The organism is Actinomycetes bacterium, assembly GCA_036510875.1.
Classification (GTDB): domain Bacteria; phylum Actinomycetota; class Actinomycetes; order Prado026; family Prado026; genus DATCDE01.
This window is the reverse complement of sequence record DATCDE010000071.1, coordinates 17629-42627: the sequence shown is the minus strand read 5'-3', so window position 1 is coordinate 42627 and position 24999 is coordinate 17629. Positions and strand designations below refer to the sequence as shown.

The 24999-nt window shown below is 74.7% G+C and carries 24 protein-coding genes and 1 riboswitch; of the genes, 1 reads left to right on the top strand and 23 read right to left on the bottom strand.

The genetic code is table 11. The annotated features are described in order from the left end of the window. From VIM19_03910 to rpe, 4 genes are all read right to left on the bottom strand, one after another. A partial coding sequence (locus VIM19_03910; protein ID HEY5184053.1) for a bifunctional 3,4-dihydroxy-2-butanone-4-phosphate synthase/GTP cyclohydrolase II occupies positions 1-1240 on the bottom strand: 1240 nt, incomplete at its 3' end. Next, positions 1237-1857: a riboflavin synthase gene (locus VIM19_03905; GenBank protein HEY5184052.1), complete on the bottom strand. Its 621-nt coding sequence runs from the start codon at positions 1855-1857 to the stop codon at positions 1237-1239. The genes VIM19_03905 and VIM19_03910, both read right to left, overlap by 4 nt. 2 nt (positions 1858-1859) lie before the next feature. Continuing rightward, entirely contained in the window at positions 1860-2912 is a 1053-nt protein-coding gene (ribD, locus tag VIM19_03900) for a bifunctional diaminohydroxyphosphoribosylaminopyrimidine deaminase/5-amino-6-(5-phosphoribosylamino)uracil reductase RibD (protein ID HEY5184051.1), read from the bottom strand. 104 nt (positions 2913-3016) lie between these two features. Then, positions 3017-3144: riboswitch (FMN riboswitch) on the bottom strand. A gap of 20 nt (positions 3145-3164) precedes the next feature. Beyond that, positions 3165-3839, bottom strand: coding sequence for a ribulose-phosphate 3-epimerase (rpe, locus tag VIM19_03895; GenBank protein HEY5184050.1), 675 nt, complete (start codon positions 3837-3839; stop codon positions 3165-3167). Between the two features lie 151 nt (positions 3840-3990). Here rpe and VIM19_03890 point away from each other — a divergent pair, with 151 nt between their 5' ends. Then, a complete protein-coding gene (locus VIM19_03890; protein HEY5184049.1) occupies positions 3991-5181 on the top strand; it encodes a diguanylate cyclase in 1191 nt (396 codons plus the stop codon). Here VIM19_03890 and VIM19_03885 read toward each other — a convergent pair. From VIM19_03885 to pyrR, 19 genes are all read right to left on the bottom strand, one after another. Further along, on the bottom strand, positions 5173-6540 hold the full coding sequence (locus VIM19_03885; protein ID HEY5184048.1) for a transcription antitermination factor NusB: 1368 nt from the start codon (positions 6538-6540) through the stop codon (positions 5173-5175). The genes VIM19_03890 and VIM19_03885 overlap by 9 nt on opposite strands. After that, positions 6537-7463: a methionyl-tRNA formyltransferase gene (fmt, locus tag VIM19_03880; protein HEY5184047.1), complete on the bottom strand. Its 927-nt coding sequence runs from the start codon at positions 7461-7463 to the stop codon at positions 6537-6539. The genes VIM19_03885 and fmt overlap by 4 nt, the downstream gene beginning before the upstream one ends. Continuing rightward, positions 7464-8009: a peptide deformylase gene (gene def / locus VIM19_03875; GenBank protein HEY5184046.1), complete on the bottom strand. Its 546-nt coding sequence runs from the start codon at positions 8007-8009 to the stop codon at positions 7464-7466. It abuts the gene before it with no gap. A gap of 42 nt (positions 8010-8051) precedes the next feature. Beyond that, positions 8052-8690, bottom strand: a complete 639-nt coding sequence (locus tag VIM19_03870) for an HAD family phosphatase (GenBank protein ID HEY5184045.1) — start codon at positions 8688-8690, stop codon at positions 8052-8054. Between the two features lie 19 nt (positions 8691-8709). Then, complete coding sequence (locus VIM19_03865) at positions 8710-10725, bottom strand: primosomal protein N' (GenBank protein HEY5184044.1); 2016 nt, start codon at positions 10723-10725, stop codon at positions 8710-8712. Positions 10726-10841: 116 nt separating this feature from the next. Beyond that, positions 10842-12035 carry a methionine adenosyltransferase gene (gene metK / locus VIM19_03860; GenBank protein ID HEY5184043.1) on the bottom strand — a complete coding sequence of 398 codons (1194 nt, stop codon included), beginning with the start codon at positions 12033-12035 and terminating at the stop codon, positions 10842-10844. A 35-nt stretch (positions 12036-12070) separates the two neighbouring features. Then, positions 12071-13300, bottom strand: a complete 1230-nt coding sequence (coaBC, locus tag VIM19_03855; protein ID HEY5184042.1) for a bifunctional phosphopantothenoylcysteine decarboxylase/phosphopantothenate--cysteine ligase CoaBC — start codon at positions 13298-13300, stop codon at positions 12071-12073. A gap of 40 nt (positions 13301-13340) precedes the next feature. Continuing rightward, a complete protein-coding gene (gene rpoZ, locus VIM19_03850; protein HEY5184041.1) occupies positions 13341-13604 on the bottom strand; it encodes a DNA-directed RNA polymerase subunit omega in 264 nt (87 codons plus the stop codon). 49 nt (positions 13605-13653) lie between these two features. Continuing rightward, positions 13654-14223 carry a guanylate kinase gene (gene gmk, locus VIM19_03845; protein HEY5184040.1) on the bottom strand — a complete coding sequence of 190 codons (570 nt, stop codon included), beginning with the start codon at positions 14221-14223 and terminating at the stop codon, positions 13654-13656. Further along, entirely contained in the window at positions 14210-14530 is a 321-nt protein-coding gene (gene mihF / locus VIM19_03840) for an integration host factor, actinobacterial type (GenBank protein HEY5184039.1), read from the bottom strand. Before mihF ends, gmk begins: the two co-directional genes overlap by 14 nt. 50 nt (positions 14531-14580) lie before the next feature. After that, entirely contained in the window at positions 14581-15288 is a 708-nt protein-coding gene (gene pyrF / locus VIM19_03835) for an orotidine-5'-phosphate decarboxylase (GenBank protein HEY5184038.1), read from the bottom strand. Then, on the bottom strand, positions 15285-16271 hold the full coding sequence (locus tag VIM19_03830; GenBank protein ID HEY5184037.1) for a dihydroorotate dehydrogenase: 987 nt from the start codon (positions 16269-16271) through the stop codon (positions 15285-15287). Before VIM19_03830 ends, pyrF begins: the two co-directional genes overlap by 4 nt. Beyond that, positions 16268-17125, bottom strand: a complete 858-nt coding sequence (locus VIM19_03825; protein HEY5184036.1) for a dihydroorotate dehydrogenase electron transfer subunit — start codon at positions 17123-17125, stop codon at positions 16268-16270. The genes VIM19_03830 and VIM19_03825 overlap by 4 nt, the downstream gene beginning before the upstream one ends. Further along, entirely contained in the window at positions 17125-20424 is a 3300-nt protein-coding gene (gene carB / locus VIM19_03820; GenBank protein ID HEY5184035.1) for a carbamoyl-phosphate synthase large subunit, read from the bottom strand. The genes VIM19_03825 and carB overlap by 1 nt, the downstream gene beginning before the upstream one ends. Continuing rightward, positions 20424-21539, bottom strand: coding sequence for a glutamine-hydrolyzing carbamoyl-phosphate synthase small subunit (carA, locus tag VIM19_03815; protein HEY5184034.1), 1116 nt, complete (start codon positions 21537-21539; stop codon positions 20424-20426). Before carA ends, carB begins: the two co-directional genes overlap by 1 nt. Continuing rightward, on the bottom strand, positions 21536-22036 hold the full coding sequence (locus tag VIM19_03810) for a hypothetical protein (protein HEY5184033.1): 501 nt from the start codon (positions 22034-22036) through the stop codon (positions 21536-21538). The genes carA and VIM19_03810 overlap by 4 nt, the downstream gene beginning before the upstream one ends. Then, a complete protein-coding gene (locus VIM19_03805; GenBank protein ID HEY5184032.1) occupies positions 22033-23319 on the bottom strand; it encodes a dihydroorotase in 1287 nt (428 codons plus the stop codon). The genes VIM19_03810 and VIM19_03805 overlap by 4 nt, the downstream gene beginning before the upstream one ends. Further along, positions 23316-24296 carry an aspartate carbamoyltransferase catalytic subunit gene (locus VIM19_03800; protein HEY5184031.1) on the bottom strand — a complete coding sequence of 327 codons (981 nt, stop codon included), beginning with the start codon at positions 24294-24296 and terminating at the stop codon, positions 23316-23318. The genes VIM19_03805 and VIM19_03800 overlap by 4 nt, the downstream gene beginning before the upstream one ends. After that, complete coding sequence (gene pyrR, locus VIM19_03795; protein ID HEY5184030.1) at positions 24293-24865, bottom strand: bifunctional pyr operon transcriptional regulator/uracil phosphoribosyltransferase PyrR; 573 nt, start codon at positions 24863-24865, stop codon at positions 24293-24295. The genes VIM19_03800 and pyrR overlap by 4 nt, the downstream gene beginning before the upstream one ends. Positions 24866-24999 lie beyond the last annotated feature (134 nt).

Here is a 24999-nt window from a genome sequence, read left to right as displayed (position 1 = left end):
CGTCCCCCTCCACGAGCAGGTGCAGCGGCAGGTCGTGACCCATCCGGTCCCGTTTGGTCTCCAGGTAGCGCAGGTTGTGCGCCGTGGCGGTCACCGGCAGCGCCACCCGGCCGAGCACGGTGAGCCCGTACCCCTCGAGGCCGGCCCGCTTGTCCGGGTTGTTGGTGAGCAGCCGCATCGAGCGCACCCCCAGGTCGGCCAGGATCTGCGCGCCGGTGCCGTAGTCGCGGGCGTCCGCGGGCAGGCCCAGCTCGAGGTTCGCGTCGACCGTGTCGGCCCCGGCGTCCTGCAGCTGGTAGGCCTGCAGCTTGTGCACCAGGCCGATGCCGCGGCCCTCGTGCCCGCGCACGTACAGGACCACCCCGCGGCCCTCCTCGGCCACCGCCTCGAGGCTGGCCTCCAGCTGCGGCCCGCAGTCGCAGCGCAGCGAGCCCATGACGTCGCCGGTGAGGCACTCCGAGTGCACCCGGACCAGCACGTCCTCCCCGACACCGAGGTCACCTCGGACCAGGGCCACGTGCTCGACGCCGTCCAGCGTGCTCAGGTAGCCGACCGCGTGGAAGTCCCCGTGCCGGGTGGGCAGCGTCGTCTCGGCGGCCCGCAGCACGGTCCGCTCGGTGCGCCGCCGGTAGGTGATCAGGTCCGCGATGGAGATCATCGCGAGCCCGTGCTCGTCGGCGAACTCGCGCAGCTGCGGCGCCCGCATCATCGAGCCGTCGTCGTGCACGATCTCGCAGATCGCCCCGGCCGGGGTGAGCCCGGCCAGCCGGGCCAGGTCGACCGCCGCCTCGGTGTGCCCGGGGCGGCGCAGCACCCCGCCGTCCAGCGCGCGCAGCGGGAAGACGTGACCCGGCCGGGTCAGCTCGTACGGCTCGGTGGCCGAGTCGACCAGCACCCGGATGGTGCGGGCCCGGTCCTGCGCGGAGATACCCGTGGTAGTGCCGTCCCGTGCGTCGACGCTCACCGAGTACGCGGTCTGCTTGCGGTCCTCGTTCACCGCCGTCATGGGCGGCAGCTTGAGCCGGTCCAGCTCGCGGCCCTCCAGCGGCACGCAGATCACGCCGGACGTGTGCCGGATCATGAAGCCGACCAGCTCCGGGGTCGCCCGGGACGCGGCGAAGACCAGGTCGCCTTCGTTCTCGCGGTCCTCGTCGTCGACGACCACCACGGCCTGACCGGCTCGGATCTCGGCGATGGCCCGCTCGACCGGGTCCAGCCGGACCCCCTCCGCCGCGCTCATGCGTGCTCCTCCTCGTGGTGATCGCTGGGTGCCGCGCCGAGCAGCTTCTCCACGTACTTCGCCACCACGTCCACCTCGAGGTTCACTGGGTCGCCCGGCTGCTTGGCACCGAGCGTGGTGAGGTCCAGCGTCGTGGGGATCAGGCTCACCGTGAACCACTTCGGCCTGACCTCGACGACGGTCAGCGAGACCCCGTCGACGGCGATCGAGCCCTTCGCCACGACGTACCGGGACAGCTCGGGTGGCAGCTCGATCCGCAGGATCTCCCAGTGGTGGCCGGGGACCCGCTCGAGCAGCTCCCCGGTGCCGTCGACGTGGCCCTGCACCAGGTGGCCGCCGAGCCGGGCGGCCAGGGTCACCGGCCGCTCCAGGTTGACCGGGCTGCCCTCCTCCAGCGCACCCAGGCTGGTCCGGGCCAGCGTCTCGCGCATCACGTCGGCCGTGAACACCCCGCTCGCGGTGTCCACCACGGTCAGGCACACCCCGTTGACTGCGATCGAGTCGCCCTGGCTCGCGTCCGAGGTGACCAGCGGCCCGCGGACGGTGAGCCGGGCCGCGTCACCGAGGTCGACGATCTCGACGACCTCCCCGAGCTCCTCAACAATGCCGGTGAACATGGCTAGTGACCTCCCGGGTTGACGGACGGAACGGAGTCGGGACGAACCGGGCGCGCGGTGACCCGCAGGTCCGGCCCGAGGGCGGTGACGTCCTCCACGTGCAGCCGCAGCGCCTGCGCGATGGTGGCGACGCCGGCGTCGCCGAGGGCGGCCGGCCCGGCGCCGAGCAGCACCGGCGCAAGGTAGGCCACCACCCGGTCCACGAGCCCGGCCCGTAGGAAGGCGCCGGCCAGGGTGGGGCCGCCCTCGAGCAGGGCGTGCTGGACGTCGCGGTCGTGCAGGTCGGCCAGGACGGCGGCCAGGTCATGGGTCGGGTAGACGGCGGTCGGCGCGGAGCCGTCCTGCAACCGGGCGCCCTGCGGCAGCGGCCGCCGGCCCACCACCACGCGCAGCGGCTGGCGCCCGGCTGGGTGGCCGTCGGCGTCGCGGACGGTCAGCTGCGGGTCGTCGGCCAGCGCCGTGCCGGTGCCGACGAGGACGGCGTCCACCCGGGCCCGCAGCGCGTGCACGTCGGCCCTGGCCGGCTCGGAGGTGATCCACCGGCTGCTGCCGTCGGCCGCGGCGCTGCGGCCGTCCAGGCTGGCCGCGAGCTTCCAGGTGACGAACGGGCGGCCGTGGGCCAGTGCGAAAGTCCAGGTCTCGTTGAGCGCGGCGGCCCGCTCGGACAGCAGCCCGCCCTCGACGTCAACCCCGGCCGCGCGCAGGGCGGCGGCCCCGCCGGACGCGACCGGGTTGGTGTCGGCCTGGGCGAAGACCACCCGGCGGACCCCGGCGGCCACCAGCGCCTGCGCACACGGGCCGGTGCGGCCGGTGTGGTTGCACGGCTCGAGGGTGACGACCGCGGTGCTGCCAACGGCCGCCGACCCGGCCTGCGCCAGCGCGTCGACCTCGGCGTGCGGGCTGCCGGCACCGCGGTGGTAGCCGGTGGCCAGCACCGTGCCGTCCGGGCCCAGCAGCACGCAGCCGACCCGGGGGTTGGGCCCGGTCGGGACGCCCGGGGTCGCGGCCAGCTCGAGGGCGCGCAGCATCGCGGCACGCTCGTGCTCGGTGGCCACCTGGTCCCCTTCCCGCTTGGGCGGGCTCCGGGGGACACGGGACGCGGCCGGGGCGGTGCGTCGCCGAGGGACGGCGGCGCGGGACGACCCGGGACGGTTCCCGCCGCGTGCGCCTCCCATCCGGACTCTCACCGTCGGTCCCGGAGTTCCACCGGGTCAACCGGCCGATGGCTTCGGCCGGGTCGCGGACTGTCACCGCCGGTTCGGACTTTCACCGACCCCGGAGCACGCTGCTGTTACGCGGGGGCCACTCTACCCGCGCTGGACGGCGGCGGCCTCGGCCGTGGCCCGCAGCGCGTCCACGACGACGGCCGGGTCGTCGGCGGTGTAGACGGCCGAGCCGGCGACGAGCACGTCCGCGCCCGCCTCGGCGCAGCGGGCCACCGTCTCCAGTGACACCCCGCCGTCCACCTGCAGCCACACCGAGCCGCCGTGGCGGCCGATCATCTCGCGGGCCCGGCGCACCTTGGGCAGCACGACGTCGAGGAACCGCTGGCCGCCGAAGCCCGGCTCGACGGTCATGAGCAGCAGCATGTCCAGCTCGGGCAGCAGGTCCTCGTAGGGCTCGACCGGCGTGGCCGGCTTGAGCGCCATCCCGGCCCGGGCGCCGGCGGAGCGCAGCGCCCTGGCCAGCCGTACCGGCGCCCTGGCGGCCTCCACGTGGAAGGTCACCGAGCCGGCGCCGGCCTCGGCGTAGGCCGGCGCCCACCGGTCCGGGTCGTCGATCATCAGGTGGCAGTCGACCGGCAGCGAGGTGGCGGCCAGCAGGCTCTGCACGACCGGCAGGCCCAGGGTCAGGTTGGGCACGAAGTGGTTGTCCATCACGTCGACGTGCAGCCAGTCGGCACTGCCCTCGACCCTGGCGACCTCGTCGGCCAGCCGGGCGAAGTCGGCGTTGAGGATGCTCGGCGCGATCTGAATGCCCACCGCGGCAGGGTAGCGGGCTGGCGCCGGCCACCAGAACCGCCACCGGACCCAGCCGGACACGCAGGGTGATCACCCGTTTGGAGCAGGGGTCCGGGACGCGCTGCCCCGTCACACCGTGGGGCTCACATCGTTTCCGGGGGAGGACAGCCTCGTGCTCCAGCGCGGCTACGGCTGGTTGGTCAGGGTGCACGCACCCGACCGCGGGCTGCGCCGGCGCGGCCGGGTGCTGGTCACCATGGTCGCGGGGCTGATGTTGGCCGCTGCGCTGTACCTGCCGGTGGCCCTGATCCGCCCCGACTCGGTGGCCAGCGCCGGGGCGATCTCGATCGCGATGGTCGCGGCCGGCGGCATCGTGGCCCTGATCCGGCGCGGGCTGGTCGAGCTGGGCAGCTGGCTGGTGCTGCTCATGTTCGCCGTCGTCCTGGTCACCTCGGTGACCGCCACCGGCCGGGTCGACAACGCGCCGGTGTTCGTGGCGCTGCTCATGAGCATGGCCGGCGCCACCCTCGGCGTCCGGCATGTGGTGGGCGCGCTGCTGGGCAGCCTGGCCATCCTGGCGCTGCTGGACGATGTCAGCCGGAGCGCGGCGATCACCGAGGTCAGCATCCACTCACTGGTGCTCTACGCCGGGCTCATGTGCCTGTTCACCGCGGTGGTGGCCGGCCTCACGGCGTACGCCGTCCGGGAGTCCTTCGACGAGGCGGACGCCGAGCGGCTGCGGTCGGCCCAGCTCACCGCGGACCTGCGGGCCATGAACGCCGATCTGGAGGAGCGGGTCGAGCAGCGGACGGCGGAGCTGCAGTCGGCGCTGGCCACCCAAACGGCGCTGGCCCGGCGGCTGGCCGAGCTGTCCCTGCGGGACCCGCTCACCGGCCTGCACAACCGGCGGCACCTGGACGCCGAGGTGGTGCGGATGTTCGAGGAGGCGGTGCGCTACGAACGGCCGATCAGCGTGGTGCTGCTCGACCTCGACGACTTCAAGCTGGTCAACGACCACTTCGGCCACGAGGCGGGCGACGAGGTGCTGCGCCGGGTGGCCCGGATCCTGGTGGACGGCACCCGGGGCGCCGACCTGGTGGCCCGCTACGGCGGCGAGGAGCTGGCCATCGTGCTGCCGAACGCCGAGGCGGAGGCGGCCGCCGAGCTGTGCGAGCGGATCCGCGAGCGGGTGGCCGCCGAGCCGTGGCACGAGGTCCGGCCCGGAGCGCAGGTGACCGTGAGCATCGGGGTCGCCGACGACGTCGGCCACGACACGGTCTGGCACGTGTTCCGGGAGGCCGACCGCCGGCTGTATGCGGCGAAGGCGGCCGGCAAGAACCGGGTGGCCGCGCGGTCAGCCTGAGCGGCGGCGCAGTAGCGCCAGGTACATCGCGTCGGTGCCGTGCCGGTGCGGCCACAGCTGCACGTCCGGCCCGGGACCGAGATCGGGCAGTCCGTCGAGCAGCGGCCGGGCGTCGACCCGTTCGACGTCGTCCCGGCCGGCCAGCACGTCGGCGACGACGAACTTGGTCTCGGCCAGGTGCGGCGAGCAGGTGACGTAGGCGACCAGCCCTCCGGGCCGGGCGGCGTCCAACGCCGAGGTCAGCAGGCCGCGCTGCAGCGGGGACAGCCGGGCCAGGTCGGCGGGCTGGCGCCGCCAGCGGCTCTCCGGGCGGCGGCGCAGCGCCCCCAGCCCGGTGCACGGGACGTCGGCCAGCACCCGGTCGAAGCCGCCCGCGGGCCAGGCCGGGTGCAGCCCGTCCGCGACGACGACCGCTGCGGTCTCCCCCGCCGCCGTGGCGACCAGCCTGGCCCGGTGCGGCTGCCGCTCGACCGCGAGCAGGGCACCGCCGCGCGCCATGGCCAGCGCGCCCAGCAGCGCCGCCTTGCCGCCGGGCCCGGCGCACAGGTCCAGCCACCGGCGGTCCGGCCCGTCGTCCAGGGCCGCGTCGGCCAGCGCGATGGCCATCAGCTGGCTGCCCTCGTCCTGGACGCCGGCGCGGCCGTCGCGCACCGGGGCCAGCGCCGCCGGGTCGCCGCCCGGCCACCGGGCCGCGAACCTCGACCAGCGGCCCGGCTCGGCGCCCAGCTCGATGAGCTCTTCGACGGGGCAGCGCCGGGCCACCAAGGTCACCACCGGCCGCTCGTTGTCCGCGGCCAGCAGGGCGGCGGTCTCCTCGAGCGAGCCGCCGAGGGCGTCCCGGAAGACGTCCACCACCCAGCGGGGGTGGGAGTGCACGATGCTCAGGTGGCCCACCGGATCGCTGTCGTAGGGCGGCGCGACGACGGCCAGCCAGGTTTCGAGGTCCCGCTCGGCGACCCGCCGCAGGACGGCGTTGACGAACTTGGCCCGGCCGTCGCCCACGGCGGCCCTGGCCAGCTCAACGGTGGCCCCGACGGCGGCGTGCGACGGTGTGCGCATCGACAACAGCTGGTGCGCCCCCATCCGGACCAGGTCGAGCACCGGCGGGTCGACGGCGTCGAGGCCCCGGTCGGTGCAGGCGGCGAGGACCGCGTCGTAGCTGCCCCGGCCGCGCAGCGTGCCGTAGGCCAGCTCGGTGGCGAAGGCGGCGTCACGGGTGTCCAGCCGGCGCTCCCGGATCAGCGCGGGCAGCGCGAGGTTGGCGTAGGCGTCCCGCTCGTCGACGGCGCGCAGCAGGTCGAAGGCGGTCCGGCGGGCGGCGTCCGGCCGCGGCCGGCGGTAGCGCTGGCCGGCGGTCACGGCTCGAACCGCTCCCCCGGCGCGATCCGCACCCCGCGGGCCCAGTCGGCCGCCGGCATGGCCCGCTTGCCCTGCGGCCGCACCTCGGCGAGCAGAACGGCGCTGCTGCCGGTGCCCACGTGCACCCCGGCCCGGTCCACCGCCAGCTCGGCGGGGGCCAGCCCCCGGTCGGCGGCCAGCTGCACCGGCCCGAGCCGCAGCCGCTCCCCGCGAAACGTCGTCCAGGCACCGGGCGCCGGGGTGCACGAGCGCACTTGCCGGTCCACCGCGAGCGCCGGCACGGACCAGTCCACCCGGGCGTCGTCCACGGTGACCTTCGGCGCCAGCGAGACGTCGACCGGCGACTGCGGCACTGGGCGCAGCTCGCCGTCCTCGATGCCGTCGAGGGTGGCCACGAGCAGCCGAGCGCCGCCCTGCGCCAGCCGCTCCAGCAGGTCGCCCGTCGTGTCGGTCGGGCGGATCTGCTCGGTGATCACGCCGAACACCGGGCCGGTGTCCAGGCCCTCCTCGAGCAGAAAGGTGGCGGCGCCGGTGAAGTCGTCGCCGTGCCGGATGGCGTGCTGCACCGGCGCGGCCCCGCGCCAGGCCGGGAGCAGCGAGAAGTGCAGGTTCACCCAGCCGTTCCGCGGGATGTCCAGCGCGGCCCTCGGGATCAGGCCGCCGTAGGCGACGATCGGGCAGGCGTCAGGGGCGAGCTCGGCCAGCCGGGCCAGGAACGCGGGGTCGCTGGGGCGCGGCGGCTTGAGCACCTCGAGCCCGGCGTCGGCGGCCAGCTCGGCGACCGGTGACGCGGCGAGCCGGCGGCCCCGACCGGCCGGCGCGTCCGGCCGGGTGAGCACCGCGACCACCTCGTGCCGGGAGGCCAGCAGCGCCCGCAGCGACGGCAGCGCCGGCTCGGGGGTGCCGGCGAAGACGAGGCGCACCTAGTGGGCCGTGCCGTGCGTGGCGTGCGGACTGACCCGGACCTGGGGCGCGCTGTCGCCGAACCACTCGGCCTCGCGGATCGCGCGCAGCGCGGCCTTGCGGGTCTCGCGGTCCAGCCGGTCGACGAACAGGATGCCGTCGAGGTGGTCGGTCTCGTGCTGGACGCAGCGAGCCAGCAGCTCGGTGCCCTCGACGGCGACCGGGTCGCCGTACTGGTTGAACCCCTTGGCGACGACGCCGTAGGCGCGCACCGTGGGGAAGGACAGGCCGGGCAGCGACAGGCAGCCCTCCTCGCCGTCCTGCTCGTCATCGGTGAGGTCCAGGGTGGGGTTGACCAGGTGGCCCACCTCGTCGTCCACCGCGTAGGTGAACACCCGCAGCGACACCCCGAGCTGGGGGGCGGCCAGGCCGACGCCGGGGGCCTCGAGCATGGTGTCCATGAGGTCCCGCACCAGGGTGCGCAGCTCCTTGTCGAAGTCCACCACGGGGGCCGCGGCGGTGCGCAGCACCGGGTCGCCGAAGAGGCGGATCGGCTGGACGGTCACGGGTCTCCCGTCTGGGGCTGCTGGGGGCGAACGGCGTCCAGTCTACGGGCGGGGCGCCGGGACCGGCGGCTCGAGCAGCCCCAGGTCGGTGAGGTCACGGGCCAGCCGGTCCGGTCCGGTGAACAGGACGCCGGTGAGCCCGAGCGACCGGGCCGTGTCGACGTTGTCGGCCCGGTCATCGATGTACACGCTGGTCGCCGGGTCGACCCGGTGCTGGTCGAGCAGCAGCCGAAACAGCGCCGGGTCGGGCTTGGCCAGGCCGTGCTCCCCGGACACCACGACCGCCTCGAAGCGCTGCAGCGAGGCGTACCTCCGCCGCGCCTCGGGGAACGTCTCGGCCGACCAGTTCGTCAGCGCGAGCAGCCGCAGGCCGCGCTCCTCGAGCCGGTCGAGGACCTCGACGCTCCCGGCGATCTCCCCGGCCAGCATGTCCTGCCAGCGGTCGTGCCAGGCCCGGATCAGCGCCTCGAGGTCCGGGTGTCGGGCGACCAGCTCGGCCACCGCGTCGGCCCGCGGCCGGCCGGCGTCCATGGTGTGGTTCCAGTCCGGCGAAGCGACCTCCTGCAGGAACCACTCCATCCGCTGCTCGTCGCCGTCGAACAGGTCCCGGTACAGGTGCCGGGGGTCCCAGTCGACGAGGACGCCGCCGATGTCGAACACGACCGTGTCGTAGCCGCTCACCCGCGCAGTCTCCCGCCCGTCAGCCGAGGGCCACCGGGTCGACCCGCACCGTGACGAACTCGGCCGCCTTGCGCGCGCTGCGGCCGGCCTGGGTGGCGCGCAGCGCGGCGCTGAGCGCGGCCCCGTCGACCAGCGGGGCGCGCAGCAGGGCCCGCGCCTGTCCGGGCGGCCCCTGCTCGAGCGGCAGCGGGCCGAGGACGGCGGCGGAGGACGGCAGCCGGGCCGCCACCAGGAACTCCTCCACGGCGTCGGCCGGACCGGACACCACTGCCAGCCGCACGGCCGGCGGGAAGTCCAGCCAGCGGCGCTGCTCGAGCTCGTGCGCCGCTGCCCCTGCGGGGTCTATGCGCAGCAGGGCCTGCACCGGGGCGGCCGACGGGTCCCCCAAGACGACCACCCGCCCGCCCTGCGCAGCCGGCCGGACCAGGGCCACCGCGGCCAGCCAGCGGCGCAGCGCCTCCTCCCCCGCACGCAGGTCGGGCCGGGCCAGCAGCGCCCAGGTGTCCAGCAGCAGCGCCGCCGCGTACCCGCCGTCGGCCACCGGCTCAGCACCGGGGGTGGCCACCACGAGGGCGGGCTCGGCGTCGACGGTTGCGAGGACGCCGTCGCCGCCGGATGTCCGCACCCGCACGCCAGGGAAGGAGCGGCCGAGCTCCTCGGCCGTCCTGGACGCACCCACGGTGACCGCCCGCAGCCGCACCCCGTCGCACTCCGGGCAGCGCCAGGCGCCGGCCGGTTTGCCGCACCAGCGGCACCGGGGCACGGCGTGGCCCGAGCTCAGCGCCAGCGGCCCGGCGCAGGCGGGGCAGCGGGCCGGGCTGCGGCACTGGGTGCAGGCCAGGGTCGGCAGGTAGCCGCGGCGGGGCACCTGGACCAGCGCCGGGCCGCTGCGCAGCGCGGTCCGCAGCGTCTCCCAGGCCAGCGACGGCAGCCGGGCGGCGCGGGCCGCCGGGTCCCTGGCCAGCTCGGCGTCGTCGCCGGTGGTGCGCAGCAGCGGCGCCGCGGCCCTGGCGTCGGCCCGGCTGCGCTCGACCGGGTGCGCCCAGCCGGTCTCGACGAGCAGCTGCGCCTCCGCGGTGCGGGCGTGGCCGCCGAGCAGCAGGGCCGCGCCCTCGAGGCGGGACCGGGCCACCAGCACCTCCCGCACGTGCGGGTAGGGGGCATGCGGCTCGGCGTGCAGGTCGTCGCCGTCGTCCCACACCACGGCCAGGCCGAGCCGCTCGACCGGGGCGAACATCGCCGCGCGGGTGCCCACGACCGCGCGGACGGCGCCGCGGCGCACGGCCAGCCAGCGCCGGTAGCGCTCCTTGGGGCCGACCTCGGCGCTGAGCAGCACGTGCTGGCCCGGGCCGCACTCGGCCTCCACCGCGGCGGCCACCCGGTCGGCGTCGCGGTGGTCGGGGACGACGACGAGCGCCCCGCGGTCGGCGGCCAGGGCGGTGCGCACCGCGTGCGCGACCTCGGCCGGCCAGTCCGCCGTCGCCGTCCAGGCCGCGCGCGGGGAGCGGCCGGCGGCCAGCGCCCGCAGGAACGCCGGACCCGCGGGGTACGCCCGCCAGGGGCCCGGGTCGTCCGGGGCCGACGGGGGCAGCGCCGGCTCGGCCGGCCGGCCGGCCTCAGCGGCCGCGTGCCGGGGCGGGACGGCGAGGCGCAGCACGTCGGCGAGGGCACCCGCGTAGTGGTCGGCGACCTCGCGGGCCAGCCGGGCCGCCTGCGGGGAGAGCACCGGCTCGGCCGAGACGACCTTGAGCCGGGCCAGCCGCCCGGGGTGCTCGCTGGTCGCCGCCCGCTCGATGAGGTACCCGCTGACCAGCTGGCCGGCGAACCGGACCCGGACCCGGACCCCCGGCACCGCCTGCTCGTCGGCGCCGGCGGGGACCTCGTAGTCGAACAGCCGGTCCAGGTGGGCCAGCGAGACGTCGACCGCGACCCGGGCGACCGGGTCGGTCGCGGCCGCCGGCTCCGGCGGGCGGGGCCTGGCTCGGCGGACCTGCGCCCGCACCAGGGCCAGCTGTTCCTCCCCCCCGCCCTGCATGAAGGGTCCCTTCTGTGCGCGTGGCCGACGTTACCGGACCTTCAGGCAGCGGGACCGGACGGCGATGAAGGGCGCCCGAGTGCGGCAGTGCGCACCGAAGGTGCCCTTCATGCGGGTCAGGCGCGGACGGCGGTGCGCAGCGCGTCGATCCGGTCGGTCCGCTCCCAGGTAAAGTCCGGCTCGACCCGGCCGAAGTGGCCGTAGGCGGCGGTGGACGCGTAGATCGGCCGCAGCAGGTCGAGGTCGCGGATGATCGCGGCCGGCCGCAGGTCGAACACCTCGGTCACCGCGTCCTGGATCCGCTCGGCCGGCAGCTCGGACGTGCCGAACGTCTCCACGAACAGCCCGACTGGGTGCGCCTTGCCGATCGCGTAGGCCACCTGCACCTCGCAGCGCCTGGCCAGCCCGGCGGCCACCACGTGCTTGGCCACCCAGCGCATCGCATAGGCGGCCGAGCGGTCCACTTTCGACGGGTCCTTGCCGGAGAACGCCCCGCCGCCGTGCCGCGCCATGCCGCCGTAGGTGTCGATGATGATCTTGCGGCCGGTCAGGCCGGCATCGCCCATGGGGCCGCCGATCTCGAACCGGCCGGTCGGGTTGACCAGCACCCGGTAGCCCGAGGTGTCGATCTGCAGGTCCTCGAGGACCGGGCGGACCACCAGCGCCTCGACGTCGGGCTGCAGCAGCGTCGCCAGGTCGACGTCGCCGGCGTGCTGGGTCGACACCACGACGGTGTCCAGCCGGACCGGCCGGTCGCCGTCGTACTCGATGGTCACCTGGGTCTTGCCGTCCGGGCGGAGGTAGGGGATCTGGCCGTCCTTGCGGACGGCGGCCAGCCGGTACGCGAGCCGGTGCGCCAGCATGATCGGCAGCGGCATCAGCTCGGGCGTGTCGTCGCACGCGTAGCCGAACATCAGGCCCTGGTCACCGGCGCCCTGCCGGTCCAGCGGGTCGTGCGAGTGCTCGGCCCGCTCCTCGTAGGCGTCGTCCACGCCCTGGGCGATGTCCGCCGACTGGGAGCCGATCGACACCGACACGCCGCAGGAGTTCCCGTCGAACCCCTTCTTCGACGAGTCGTAGCCGATCTCGAGGACCTTCTCCCGCACGATCGAGGGGATGTCGGCCCAGGCCGAGGTGGTCACCTCGCCGGCCACGTGCACCAGGCCGGTGGTGACCAGGGTCTCGACCGCGACCCTGCTGTGCACGTCGTCCTTGAGCAGCGCGTCCAGGATCGAGTCGCTGATCTGGTCAGCGATCTTGTCCGGGTGTCCCTCAGTGACCGACTCGGAGGTGAACAGGCGACGGGACAACACGGCTCCCTCAGCTCGACGGATGTTGCCGCAGTCTAACGACCGGGGCCGACCAAACGGGAGGCCACGGCGTCCCAGACGGCGTCGGCCAGCGCCTCCTTGCTACCCAGCGTCAGCTCCACCTGGCTGCCGTCGGCCCCGAGGAGCACCCCGGAGTTCTCGGCCACCTCGAAGCCCACGCCCTCGCCGACCGGGTTGACCACGAGCAGGTCGCAGCCCTTGCGGGCCAGCTTGGCCCGCCCGTGCGCCAACCAGTCCGCGGTGTCGTCACCGGTCTCGGCGGCGAACCCCACGACCACCGGCGACTTCCCGGAGCGTGCGGCCACCACCTCGGTCAGGACGTCGGGGTTGCGCACCAGCGCGATCGGCTCCGGCACACCGCCCGCGTCGTCCTTCTTGATCTTGGCGCCCTGGACGGACGCCGGCCGGAAGTCGGCCACCGCCGCCGCCATCACCACGACGTCGGCGTCCACCGCGGCGGCCAGCACGGCGTCGCGGAGCTGATCGGCGGTCCCCACCGGGACGACACTCACCCCGGCCGGCGCCGGCAGCGCGACGTTGGCCGACACGAGCACCACCCCGGCGCCCCGGGCCGCGGCGGTGGCGGCCAGCGCGTAGCCCTGCCGCCCGCTGGACCGGTTGCCCAGGAACCGGACCGGGTCGAGCGGCTCCCGGGTGCCCCCGGCGGAGACCACGACCCGGCTGCCGGCCAGGTCGGCGCCCCGGCCCGGCGCGGCCAGCAGGCGCAGCGCGACCGCCAGGATCTGCTGCGGCTCGGGCAGCCGGCCCGGCCCGGAGTCGGCGCCGGTGAGCCGGCCCACAGCGGGGTCAAGCACGACGAGGCCCCGCTCGCGCAGGGTGGCCACGTTGGCGCGGGTGGCCGGGTGCTCCCACATCTCGGTGTGCATGGCCGGCGCGAACAGCACCGGGCAGCGCGCGGTGAGCAGCACGTTGGTGAGCAGGTCGTCGGCCAGCCCGTGCGCGGCCCTGGCCAGCAGGTCGGCGGTGGCCGGCGCCACGACCACGAGGTCGGCGTCCCGGCCCAGCTGCAGGTGCGGCACGACGTGGGCGTCGTCCCAGACGTCGGTGGCCACCGGCTGGCCGGACAGCGCGGCCCAGGTCGGCGCCCCCACGAACCGCAGCGCCGCGGCGGTCGGGACGACCCGCACCGAGCAGCCGGACTCGGTCAGCCCGCGCAGCAGCGTGGCGACCTTGTACGCAGCGATGCCCCCGCCGACACCGAGCACCACCCGCGGAGCGGGCACGCCGGTCACGGCAGGGGCACCTGTGCGGAGGCCGGGCGGGTCAGGCCTCGGTGGTCTCGAGCTCGAGCAGGCCGGCGTTGATCTCGCGCAGCGCGATCGACAGCGGCTTTTCCTGCACGTGGGTCTCCACGAGTGGACCGACGTACTCGAGCAGGCCCTCGCCGAGCTGGCTGTAGTAGGCGTTGATCTGGCGCGCGCGCTTGGCCGAGTAGAGCACCAGGCTGTACTTGGACTCGACCCGCTCAAGCAGGTCGTCGATCGGCGGGTTGGTGATGCCTTCGGGCGCGGCGACGGTACCGGACACGCGGGTGCCTTCCGGGGAGAGCGAACGGTGCAGGTCTCAAACGGGCGTCTCAGGCGGCGCCTAGACTCATCAACGATACCAGCCGGTCGCACACGGCCTCGATCTCGTCGTTGACGACGACCTCGTCGAACTCCGACTGGGCGGCCAGCTCGATCTCCGCGGTGGCCAGCCGCCGGGCGATCACCTCGGCCGGCTCGGTGCCGCGGCCCACCAGCCGGCGGACCAGCTCGTCCCAGGACGGCGGCGCCAGGAAGACCAGCAGCGCCTCCGGCATCGCCGCCTTGACCATCCGGGCACCCTGCAGCTCGATCTCCAGCAACACCGGGGTGCCCTCGGCCAGCCGGTCCTCCACCGGCTCCCGCGGGGTGCCGTAGTGGTGCCCGGCGAACTCGGCCCACTCCAGCAGCTCGCCGCGCTCGACCAGACCGGCGAACTCCTCGGGAGTGCGGAACAAGTAGTGCACACCCTCGGTCTCGCCCGGCCGCTGCCGTCGGGTCGTCGCGGACACCGACAGCCAGATCTCCGGGTGCCGCTCCCGCAGGTGGGCCACCACGGTGCTCTTGCCCACCCCGGACGGCCCGGACAGCACCGTCAGCCGCGGCCGCTCAGGACTGGGCACCGAACTCCCGCTCGAGCGCCGCAACCTGGTTGGCGCCGAGCCCCCGCACCCGGCGGGTCTCGGCGATCCCCACCCGTTCCATGATCTCCCGGGCCCGGACCTTGCCGACGCCGGGCATTGACTCCAGCAGCGCAGACACCCGGATCTTGCCGATCACCGGGTTCTCCTGGCCCTCCCGGATCACCTCGGGCAGCGAGGCGCCAGAGTGCTTGAGCCGGTTCTTCACCTCGGCGCGCTCCCGCCGGGCCTCGGCGGCCTTGGCCAAGGCGGCGGCGCGCTGCTCGGGCGAGAGGGGCGGAAGGGCCACCGGGGGTCACCTCAGGGGTCGGGGGGAGCGATCGGGTATCCGTCGTGAACCTAGCCAGTGCCGCGCTCCGGCGGCAACGCGGCGGCCAGGGACGCCGCCGCGGCGCCCGGGTCCGCAGCCCCGGTGATCGGCCGGCCCACGACGAGCAGGTCTGCACCGTCGGCCAGCGCCTGCTCCGGTGTGGTCACCCGGGCCTGGTCGCCGGGGTCGGATCCGGCCGGCCGGACGCCGGGGGTGATCAGCACGACGTCCGTCCCGACCTCGGCCCGGACGGCGGCCACCTCCTGCGGGGAGCAGACCAGGGCCTGCGCCCCGCCGCTGACCGCGAGCACGGCCAGCCGGCGGACGGCGTCCAGCGGCGGCCCGACCAGCCCGATGCGCTCCAGGTCGGCCGCGGACAGCGAGGTGAGCACGGTCACCGCCGTGATCCGGGCGCCCGGCAGCGCCTCCACGGCGGCCCGCACCATGGCCGGACCGCCCGCGGCGTGCACCGTGAGGAAGTCCGGGGCCAGGTCGGCCACCGCCCGGGCTCCCCCGGCCACCGTGTTCGGGATGTCGTGCAGCTTCAGGTCCAGGAAGACGGCGCGGCCGCCGCTGGCCTCCCGCGCCCTGGCCACGGCGGCCGCGCCGTGCCGCAGGTACAGCTCCAGCCCCACCTTCACCGTGGACACGTACGGCCCGGCCGCCGAGGCCCAGCCGGCGGCGACGTCCAGGTCGGTGGTGTCGAGCGCGACGGCGACGGGTGCGAGGGCGGTCACGCCTCCGGCTCCGTCCGGTGCGCGTAGCCCACGGCGTCGCTGAACCGCTCGAACCCGCGGTCGCCCAGGGCACGCTGCAGCTCGCGGGCGATCCGGGCCGGCGCCGAGGGGTCGTTGAACACGGCGGTGCCCACGGAGACGGCGCTGGCGCCGGCGAGCACGAACTCCAGCGCGTCCAGGCCGGTCCGGATCCCGCCCATGCCGAGGATCGGCACGTCCGGCAGCGCCTGGTGCACCTGCCACACGCAGCGCACGGCCACCGGGCGGATCGCCGGGCCGGACAGCCCGCCGGTCACCCCGGCCAGCGCCGGCCGCATGGTGTCGGTGTCGATCGTCAAGCCCAGCAGCGTGTTGATCATGGATAGCCCGTCGGCCCCGGCGGCCACCACCGACTGCGCGATCTCGACGATGTCGGTGACGTCCGGCGACAGCTTGGCCAGCACCGGGATGCCCGGCGCGGTGGCCCGACGGACCGCGGCGACGACGGCGGACGCCGGCGCCGTGGCACAGGCGAACACCTGGCCGCGGTCCTCGACGTTCGGGCAGGAGATGTTCACCTCGACCGCCGTGACGCCGTCGACGTTGCGCAGCCGCTGCGCGAGCTTGGTGAACTCGTCCACCGTCCCGCCCGCGATCGACACGATCGCCCGCGCGCCACGGTTGCGCAGCCAGGCCAGGTCGTGCTCCAGGAACGCGTCGATGCCGGGGCCCTGCAGGCCGATCGAGTTGAGCATGCCGCTTGGCGTCTCGGCCATCCGCGGGGTGGGCCGCCCGGACCGCGGCTTCAGCATGATCGACTTGGTGACGACGGCGCCCAGCGCGGTGATGTCCATGAACTGGTCCAGCTCGCGGCCGGCCGCGGCGCAGCCGGACGCTGTGAGCACCGGGCTGGGCAGCGCCGCCCCGGCCAGGTCGGTGGACATGTCGACCTCGGGCAGCTCGGCCTCGCCCGGGGTCCGGGTGGTGATCCGCATCCGGGTCATGCCTGGCCTCCCGCAGGCGCGCCCCACGTGTCGGCCGGCACCGTGCCGACGTCGGCCCAGCGGACCCGGTCACCGGCGAACACCGGCCCCTCGGTGCAGGAGCGCACCATGCGGGTCACGCCGTCGTCGCCGACCACCGGTAGCACGCAGGTCATGCAGACCCCGACGCCGCAGGCCATCGACTCCTCCACGGCACACTGGCTGACCGCGCCGTGCGCCGTGGCCAGCTGGCTGACCGCCTGCAGCATCGCCATCGGGCCGCACGCGTAGACCACCTCGCTGCCGGCGCGGCGCATCAGGGCCGGGAGCACGTCGGTGACCCGGGCGCGCTCCCCCAGCGTGCCGTCCTCGGTGGTGATGGCCACCTGGGTGGACATCCGCTTGGCCTCCAGCGCCCCGAACAGCCGCGACTCGGTCGACGCTCCGATGACGAAGTCGACCCGGTTGCCGCGGGCCCGCAGCTGCTCGGCCAGGCTGAACAGCGGCGCGCTGCCGTAGCCGCCGCCCACCAGCACCGCCGACACCGGTTCGAGCGGCAGCGCGAACGGCCGCCCGAGCGGGCCGACGACGTCCACCTGGTCGTGCGCCTGCAGCCGGGACAGCCAGGCGGTGCCGCGGCCGTGGACCGCGAACACCACCTCGACGGTGCCGCCGTAGACGCCGCGCTGCTGCACCTTGTAGATCGAGAAGGCCCGGCGCAGCAGCATCGAGGAGTCGTCGCCGCCGACGGCCAGCGCGATGAACTGGCCGGGCCGGGCGGTGTCGGCGACGCCGGGCGCGACCAGGGTGAGCGCGTGGTAGTCCCCGACCCGGCGCAGGGACAGCACTTCACCGCGCACCTGAACCGGCGCCATCAGGACCGCTCCCCCCTCGTCCGATCGGCGACCTCCTCGCCGCGCAGGGCCCGACCGTACTCCTGCAGCGAGCGCACCCCGATCTCGCCTCGGGTGACCGCCTCGATGCCCTGGACGGCAGCGCCGAGACCCTGCACGGTGGTGATGCAGGGCACCCCCCTGGCGACCGCCGCGGTGCGGATCTCGTAGCCGTCCAGCCGGGCGCCCACCCCGAACGGGGTGTTGACGATGAGCGCGACCTCGCCCGCGAGGATCCGCTGGACGGCGTCCAGGGTGCCGTCGTCCGGCTCGTAGTGCTTGCGCACCACGCTGGCCGGGATGCCGTTGCGGGACAGCACCTCGGCGGTGCCCGCGGTGGCCAGGATCTCAAACCCGAGGTCGGCCAGCCGCTTCACCGGGAACACCATGGAGCGCTTGTCCCGGTTGGCCACCGAGACGAACGCCCGGCCCTTGGTGGGCAGGCCGCCGCTGTACGCGGCCAGCTGCGACTTGGCGAACGCGGTGCCGAACATCGCGTCGATGCCCATGACCTCGCCGGTGGACCGCATCTCCGGCCCCAGGACGGTGTCCACCCCGTGGAACCGGCCGAACGGGAGCACCGCCTCCTTCACCGCGATCGGCGCGTCCATGGGCAGCGTGCCGCCGTCCCCGGACGCCGGCAGCACCCCCTCGGCCCGCAGCCGGGCGATGGTCTCGCCGACCATGATCCGGGCGGCCGCCTTGGCCAGCGGCACGGCGGTGGCCTTGGAGACGAACGGGACCGTGCGAGAGGCGCGCGGGTTGGCCTCGAGCACGTAGAGCACGTCGGCGGCCAGCGCGTACTGCACGTTGATCAGGCCGCGGACCCCGACGCCGCGGGCGATCGCCTCGGTGGACCGCCGGATCCGGTCGATCTCGGCCCGACCCAGGGTGATCGGCGGCAGGGCGCACGCGGAGTCGCCGGAGTGGATGCCGGCCTCCTCGATGTGCTCCATCACGCCGCCGAGGTACAGCTCCTCGCCGTCGAACAGCGCGTCGACGTCGATCTCGACCGCGTCGTCGAGGAACCGGTCGACGAGCACCGGGTGCTCCGGGCTGATCTTGGTGGCCCGGTCGATGTAGCCGGCCATCATGCCGTCGTCGTAGACGATCTCCATGCCGCGGCCGCCGAGCACATAGGACGGGCGCACCAGCACCGGGTAGCCGATCGCCTCGGTGATCGCCCTGGCGTCCTCGAAGGTGCTGGCCAGCCCGTACTTCGGGGCCGGCAGCCCGGCCGCGGCCAGCACCCGGCCGAACGCGCCGCGCTCCTCGGCCAGGTGGATCGCCTCGGGGCTGGTGCCCAGGATCGGCACCCCGGCGTCCTTGAGCCGCTGCGCCAGGCCCAGCGGGGTCTGCCCGCCCAGTTGCACGACGGCGCCCTCGACCGGACCGGCCGCCAGCTCGGCGTGGTAGACCTCGAGCACGTCCTCGAAGGTCAGCGGCTCGAAGTACAGCCGGTCGCTGGTGTCGTAGTCGGTCGAGACGGTCTCCGGGTTGCAGTTGACCATGACGGTCTCGAAGCCGGCCTCGCGCAGGGTCATGGCGGCGTGCACGCACGAGTAGTCGAACTCGATGCCCTGGCCGATCCGGTTCGGGCCGCTGCCCAGGATGAGCACCGCGGGCTTGTCCCGGGGCCGCACCTCGGTCTCCTCGTCGTAGGCCGAGTAGTGGTACGGCGTGGACGCCGCGAACTCCGCGGCGCAGGTGTCGACGGTCTTGTAGACCGGCCGGATGCCCAGCGCGTGCCGCACCCCGCGGACGACGTCCTCGGGCATACTGCGGAGCTGGCCCAGCTGCCGGTCGGAGAACCCGAACCGCTTGGCGCGGCGCAGCAGCGTGGGGGTCAGCTCGGCAGCCGAGCGGACCTGCTCGGCCACCTCGTTGATCGCGGCGATCTGCTCGAGGAACCACGGGTCGATGCCGGTGGCCGCGTGCAGCCGCTCCACGCTGGCCCCGGCGCGCAGCGCCTCGTGCACCACCCGAAGCCGGCCCTCGCGAGGCAGCGCCGCCTCGGCCACCAGGGCGTCCCGGTCGCCGGGCTCGCCGACCCACTCGAAGCCGGCGTCCGACTTCTCCAGCGAGCGCAGCGCCTTCTGCAGCGCCTCCGGGAAGGACCGACCCATGGCCATGGCCTCGCCGACCGACTTCATCGTCGTCGTCAGCGTGGGGTCGGCCTGCGGGAACTTCTCGAAGGCGAACCGAGGCACCTTGACGACGACGTAGTCCAGGGTCGGCTCGAACGACGCCGGGGTCTGCTGGGTGATGTCGTTGGGGATCTCGTCGAGGGTGTAGCCGATGGCCAGCCGGGCGGCGATCTTGGCGATCGGGAAGCCGGTGGCCTTGGACGCCAGCGCCGAGGACCGGGACACCCGGGGGTTCATCTCGATGACGATCAGCCGGCCGTCCTCGGGGTTCACCGCGAACTGGATGTTGCAGCCGCCGGTGTCCACCCCGACCGCCCGGATCACGTCGATGGCGACGTCGCGCATCCGCTGGTACTCGCGGTCGGTGAGGGTCATCGCCGGCGCCACCGTGATCGAGTCGCCGGTGTGCACCCCCATGGGGTCGAGGTTCTCGATCGAGCAGACCACGACCACGTTGTCCGCGCGGTCGCGCATCAGCTCGAGCTCGTACTCCTTCCAGCCGAGGATCGACTCCTCCAGGAGCACCTCGGTGGTCGGGCTGGCCTGCAGCCCCGCGCCGGCGATCCGGTGCAGGTCCTCCTCGTTGTCGGCCATCCCGGAGCCGGCGCCGCCCATGGTGAACGACGGCCGCACCACCACCGGGTAGCCGAGGTCCTCGACCACGGCCAGGCACTCGGCCATCGAGTGGCAGATCGTCGAGCGAGCCGACTCGGCGCCGATGGCGGCGACGATCTCCTTGAACCGCTGCCGGTCCTCGCCGCGCTCGATCGCGTCGATGTCCGCGCCGATCAGCTCGACGCCGTACCGGCCGAGCACGCCGCGCTCGTGCAGCGCGACCGCGGTGTTGAGCGCGGTCTGACCGCCGAGCGTGGCGAGCAACGCGTCCGGCCGCTCCCTGTCGATGATCTTCTCGACCACCTCGGCGGTGATCGGCTCGACGTAGGTGGCGTCGGCGAACTCCGGGTCGGTCATGATCGTGGCCGGGTTGCTGTTGACCAGGACGACGCGCAGGCCCTCGGCGCGGAGCACCCGGCAGGCCTGCGTGCCCGAGTAGTCGAACTCGGCGGCCTGACCGATGACGATGGGCCCGGAGCCGATGACCAGGACGCTGCGGATGTCCTCGCGGCGGGGCATCAGCGGGTCCCCTCGATCAGCGCGGTGAACCGGTCGAACAGGTAGGCCGAGTCGTGGGGGCCGGCCGCGGCCTCCGGGTGGTACTGCACGGAGAAGGCCGGCCGGTCGAGCAGCGCCAGCCCCTCGACCACGCCGTCGTTGAGGCAGACGTGGCTCACCTCGACCCGCCCGTACGGCGTCTCGCTGACCTCGCCGACCGGGACCGCGACCGCGAAGCCGTGGTTGTGGGCACTGATCTCCACCCGCCCGGTGGCGACGTCCTGCACCGGCTGGTTGGTGCCCCGGTGGCCGAACTTCAGCTTGAACGTGTCGAAGCCGAGGGCCCTGCCGAGCACCTGGTTGCCGAAGCAGATGCCGAACGTCGGCAGCCGGTGCTCCAGCGCGGCCCGGACCAGCCCGACGGCGTGGTCGGCGGTCGCGGGGTCGCCGGGGCCGTTGGAGAAGAACACGCCGTCGGCCCCGGCAGCCAGCAGCTGCTCGGGCGTGGTGGCCGCGGGCAGCACGTGCACCTCGACGCCGCGCTCGGCCAGCCGGACCGGAGTCATGGCCTTGATCCCGAGGTCGACGGCGGCCACGGTGAACCGCTTCTCGCGAACCGCCGGCACGACGTAGGCCGTCTCGGTGGACACCTCGGCCGTGAGGTCGGCCCAGGCCATCTGCGGGCTGGCCTGCACCCGCTCGAGCAGAGCCCGCGGGTCGTCCTCCACGCTGGAGACGCCCACCCGCATGGCGCCGCGGTCGCGCAGGTGCCGGGTGAGCGCCCTGGTGTCGACCCCGCTGATCCCGACCACGCCCTGCACCTCGAGCTCCTCCTCCAGGGTGCGCCTGGCCCGCCAGGACGACGCCCGCGGCGAGGGGTCGCGCACCACGTACCCGCTCACCCAGATCCGCCCGGACTCCGGGTCCTCGTCGTTGACCCCGGTGTTGCCGATGTGCGGCGTGGTCATGACGACCACCTGCCGGTGGTACGACGGGTCGGTCAGGGTCTCCTGGTAGCCGGTCATGGCCGTGCAGAACACGGCCTCGCCGAAGGTCTCGCCGACCGCGCCGTAGGCGTCGCCCGCGAACGTGCGGCCGTCCTCCAGCACCAGCAGCGCGGGCCGGCGCCCGGTCACGACGCCTCCTGCCCGAGCAGCTGCCCGGCGGCGGCCACCACGACGTCCCGGTCTGCGGCGTACCGCGGCCGGAAGCCGGTGGCCAGCTGCCGGTCCCCGTGCCGCCAGGTCAGCACGACTAGGCCGTCGTCCTCGACGACCGTCCCGGCCATGCCCTTGGCCAGCTGGACGCCGGTGAGCAGCTCGGCCGGCACGAACACGTCCGGAGCGCCCTCGCGGGCCAGCAGCACGCCCGGGGGCGCGACCGTGACGCGCGCGTTGCTGCGCACGCCCAGACCGTGCACGACGATGCGGTCCAGCCAGTCCCCGGCTGAGGTGGTGGCCACGTAGACGCCCTCGACGTCGTCGACGAGCGGCTCCCCGAGGCCGGCCGGCACGGCCGGCAGCCCGGGCAGGTCTGCCTGCCGGCGGCCCTTGTTGCGCCAGCCCCAGGCCATCCCGGCCACGCCCAGCAGCACGAACAGCACGACGGCCACGGACAGCAGGGTCCGGGTCATGCCAGCCTCCCGTCGAGCACGGTGGGCCGGCCGCGCAGGAAGGTGGCCACCACCCGCGCGGGCAGCTCGCGCCCGGCGTAGGGGGTGTTGTGGCTGAGCGAGGCCAGCCGGCCCGGGTCGACTGACCAGGCTCCGGCCGGGTCGACCAGGGTGACGTTGGCCGGCTCGCCCACCGCGAGCGGGCGGCCGTGGTCGGCGACCCGGCCGATCCGGGCGGGTCGCACCGACATCCGGTCGGCGACGCCGGCCCAGTCCAGCAGCCCGGGCTCGACCATGGCCGCGGCCACCACGCCCAGCGCGGTCTCCAGGCCGACCATGCCGAACGCCGCCGCGGCCCACTCGCAGTCCTTGTCCTCGACCGGGTGCGGCGCGTGGTCGGTGGCCACCACGTCGATGGTCCCGTCGGCCAGCCCGGCCCGCAGCGCGGCCACGTCGTCGGCCGAGCGCAGCGGCGGGTTCACCTTGTAGACCGGGTCGTAGCTGGCGACCAGGTCCTCGGTGAGCAGCAGGTGGTGCGGGGTCACCTCCGCGGTGACCGGGAAGCCCCGCTCCTTGGCCAGCCGGATGATCTCCACCGAGCCGGCCGTGGACACGTGGCACACGTGCAGCCGGGAGCCGACGTGCGCCGCGAGCAGGACGTCCCTGGCGATGACCGCCTCCTCGGCGACGCCCGGCCAGCCGCGCAGGCCGAGCACCCCGGAGAGCACGCCCTCGTTCATCTGGGCGTCCTCGGTCAGCCGCGGCTCCTGGGCGTGCTGGGCGATCACCCCGTCGAACGCCTTGACGTACTCCAGCGCCCGACGCATGAGGACGGCGTCCGAGACGCAGCGGCCGTCGTCGGAGAAGACCCGCACCGAGGCGGCCGAGTCGGCCATCGCGCCGAGCTCGGCGAGCTGCCGGCCGTCCAGACCGACGGTGACCGCGCCGACCGGCCGGACGTCGCAGTGACCGGCCTGCTGGCCGAGCCGCCACACCTGCTCGACCACCCCGGCGGTGTCGGCCACCGGGTCGGTGTTGGCCATGGCGTGGACGGCGGTGAACCCGCCGAGCGCGGCCGCCCGGGTCCCGGTCTCGACCGTCTCGCTGTCCTCCCGGCCGGGCTCGCGCAGGTGGGTGTGCAAGTCCACCAGCCCGGGCAGCACGACCAGCCCGGCACCGTCGAGGACCTGCGCGTCGCCGGCGTCCAGGCCCTGGCCCACGGCGGCGATCACGCCGCCGCGCAGCAGCAGGTCGGTGGGGTCACCGCCCAGGGGTCGCACGCCCCGCACCAGCCAGCCGCTCACTGCGCCACCCCCGCCTTCTCGCTCGCACCGATGGCCGGCTCGTTGCCGCCGAGCAGCAGGTACAGCACCGCCATCCGCACGCTCACCCCGTTGCCCACCTGCTCGACGATCGTGGACCGGGCGCTGTCGGCGACCTCCGCCGCGATCTCCATGCCGCGGTTCATCGGCCCCGGGTGCATGACGATCGCGTGGTCCGGCAGCACTGCGGCCCGCGCGACGTCCAGCCCGTAGCGGCGGCTGTACTCGTGCGCGCTGGGGAAGTACGCGGCGTTCATCCGCTCCCGCTGGACGCGCAGCATCATCACGACGTCCGACCCCGGCAACGTCGCGTCCAGGTCGTAGGAGACCTCGCACGGCCAGGTCTCGACGCCGACCGGCAGCAGCGTCGGTGGCGCCACCAGGGTGACCGTGGCGCCCAGCGTGGCCAGCAGCAGCACGTTGGACCGGGCCACCCGGCTGTGCAGGACGTCGCCCACGATGGTCACCCGGCGCCCGGCCAGGTCGCCGGTCTCGCCGGAGAGGTGGCGGCGCATGGTGAACGCGTCGAGCAGCGCCTGGGTCGGGTGCTCGTGGGTGCCGTCGCCGGCGTTGATGACGCAGCCGTCGATCCAGCCGCTGTAGGCCAGGTGGTGCGGGGCGCCGCTGGAACCGTGCCGCACGACCACCGCGTCGGCGCCCATCGCCTCCAGCGTCAGCGCGGTGTCCTTGAGCGACTCCCCCTTGGAGACGCTCGACCCCTTGGCGGAGAAGTTGATCACGTCCGCGGAGAGCCGCTTGGCGGCCGCCTCGAACGAGATCCGGGTGCGGGTGGAGTCCTCGAAGAACAGGTTGACCACGGTGCGCCCGCGCAGGGTGGGCAGCTTCTTGACCGTCCGGTCGGCTCGGTCGAGCAGCCGGGACAGCTCGGCCGCCGTGTCGAGCACCAGCAGCGCGTCGTCGTAGCTGAGGTCCGCCGCCGAGACCAGGTGCCGCTTCACTGCGCACCGCCGTCCGTCGCGCCGAGCAGCACGGCGTCGCGGCCGTCGCTGTCGGCGAGCAGCACCCGCACCGTCTCGCGCAGGGACGTCGGCAGGTTCTTGCCCACGTAGTCGGCCCGGATGGGCAGCTCGCGGTGCCCCCGGTCGACGAGGACGGCCAGCTGCACCGACCGGGGCCGGCCCAGCTCGCTCAGGGCGTCCAGCGCGGCCCGGACGGTCCGGCCGGAGAACAGCACGTCGTCGGTGAGCACGACCACCTTGTCGTCGATGCCGCCGGGCGGGACCTCGGTGCGCGCCAGCGCCCGGGCCGGCCGCAGCCGCAGGTCGTCGCGGTACATGGTGATGTCGAGGGCGCCGACCGGGACCGGCGCGCCCTCGACCGCGGCGATGCGCTCGGCCAGCCGGCGGGCCAGCGGGACGCCTCGGGTGGGGATGCCCAGCAGCACCAGGTCGGCGGCGCCCTTGTTGCGCTCGAGGACCTCGTGGGCGATGCGCGTCAGCGCGCGCTGCACGTCGTCGGCGTCAAGGACCTCGCGGACCGCGCCGGGGGTGGACTCCGGTGATGTCATGGCTAAGCCAGACCTCCTTCCCCGCCTCTCAGGACGGGTCGTTAAAGGATGTCGATCGCCGTCACGCTACCAGCCGGGTCGGGGTCGTCCGAACGGACCGTTAGCACCCATCCGCCTTGACGTCCTTGATCACC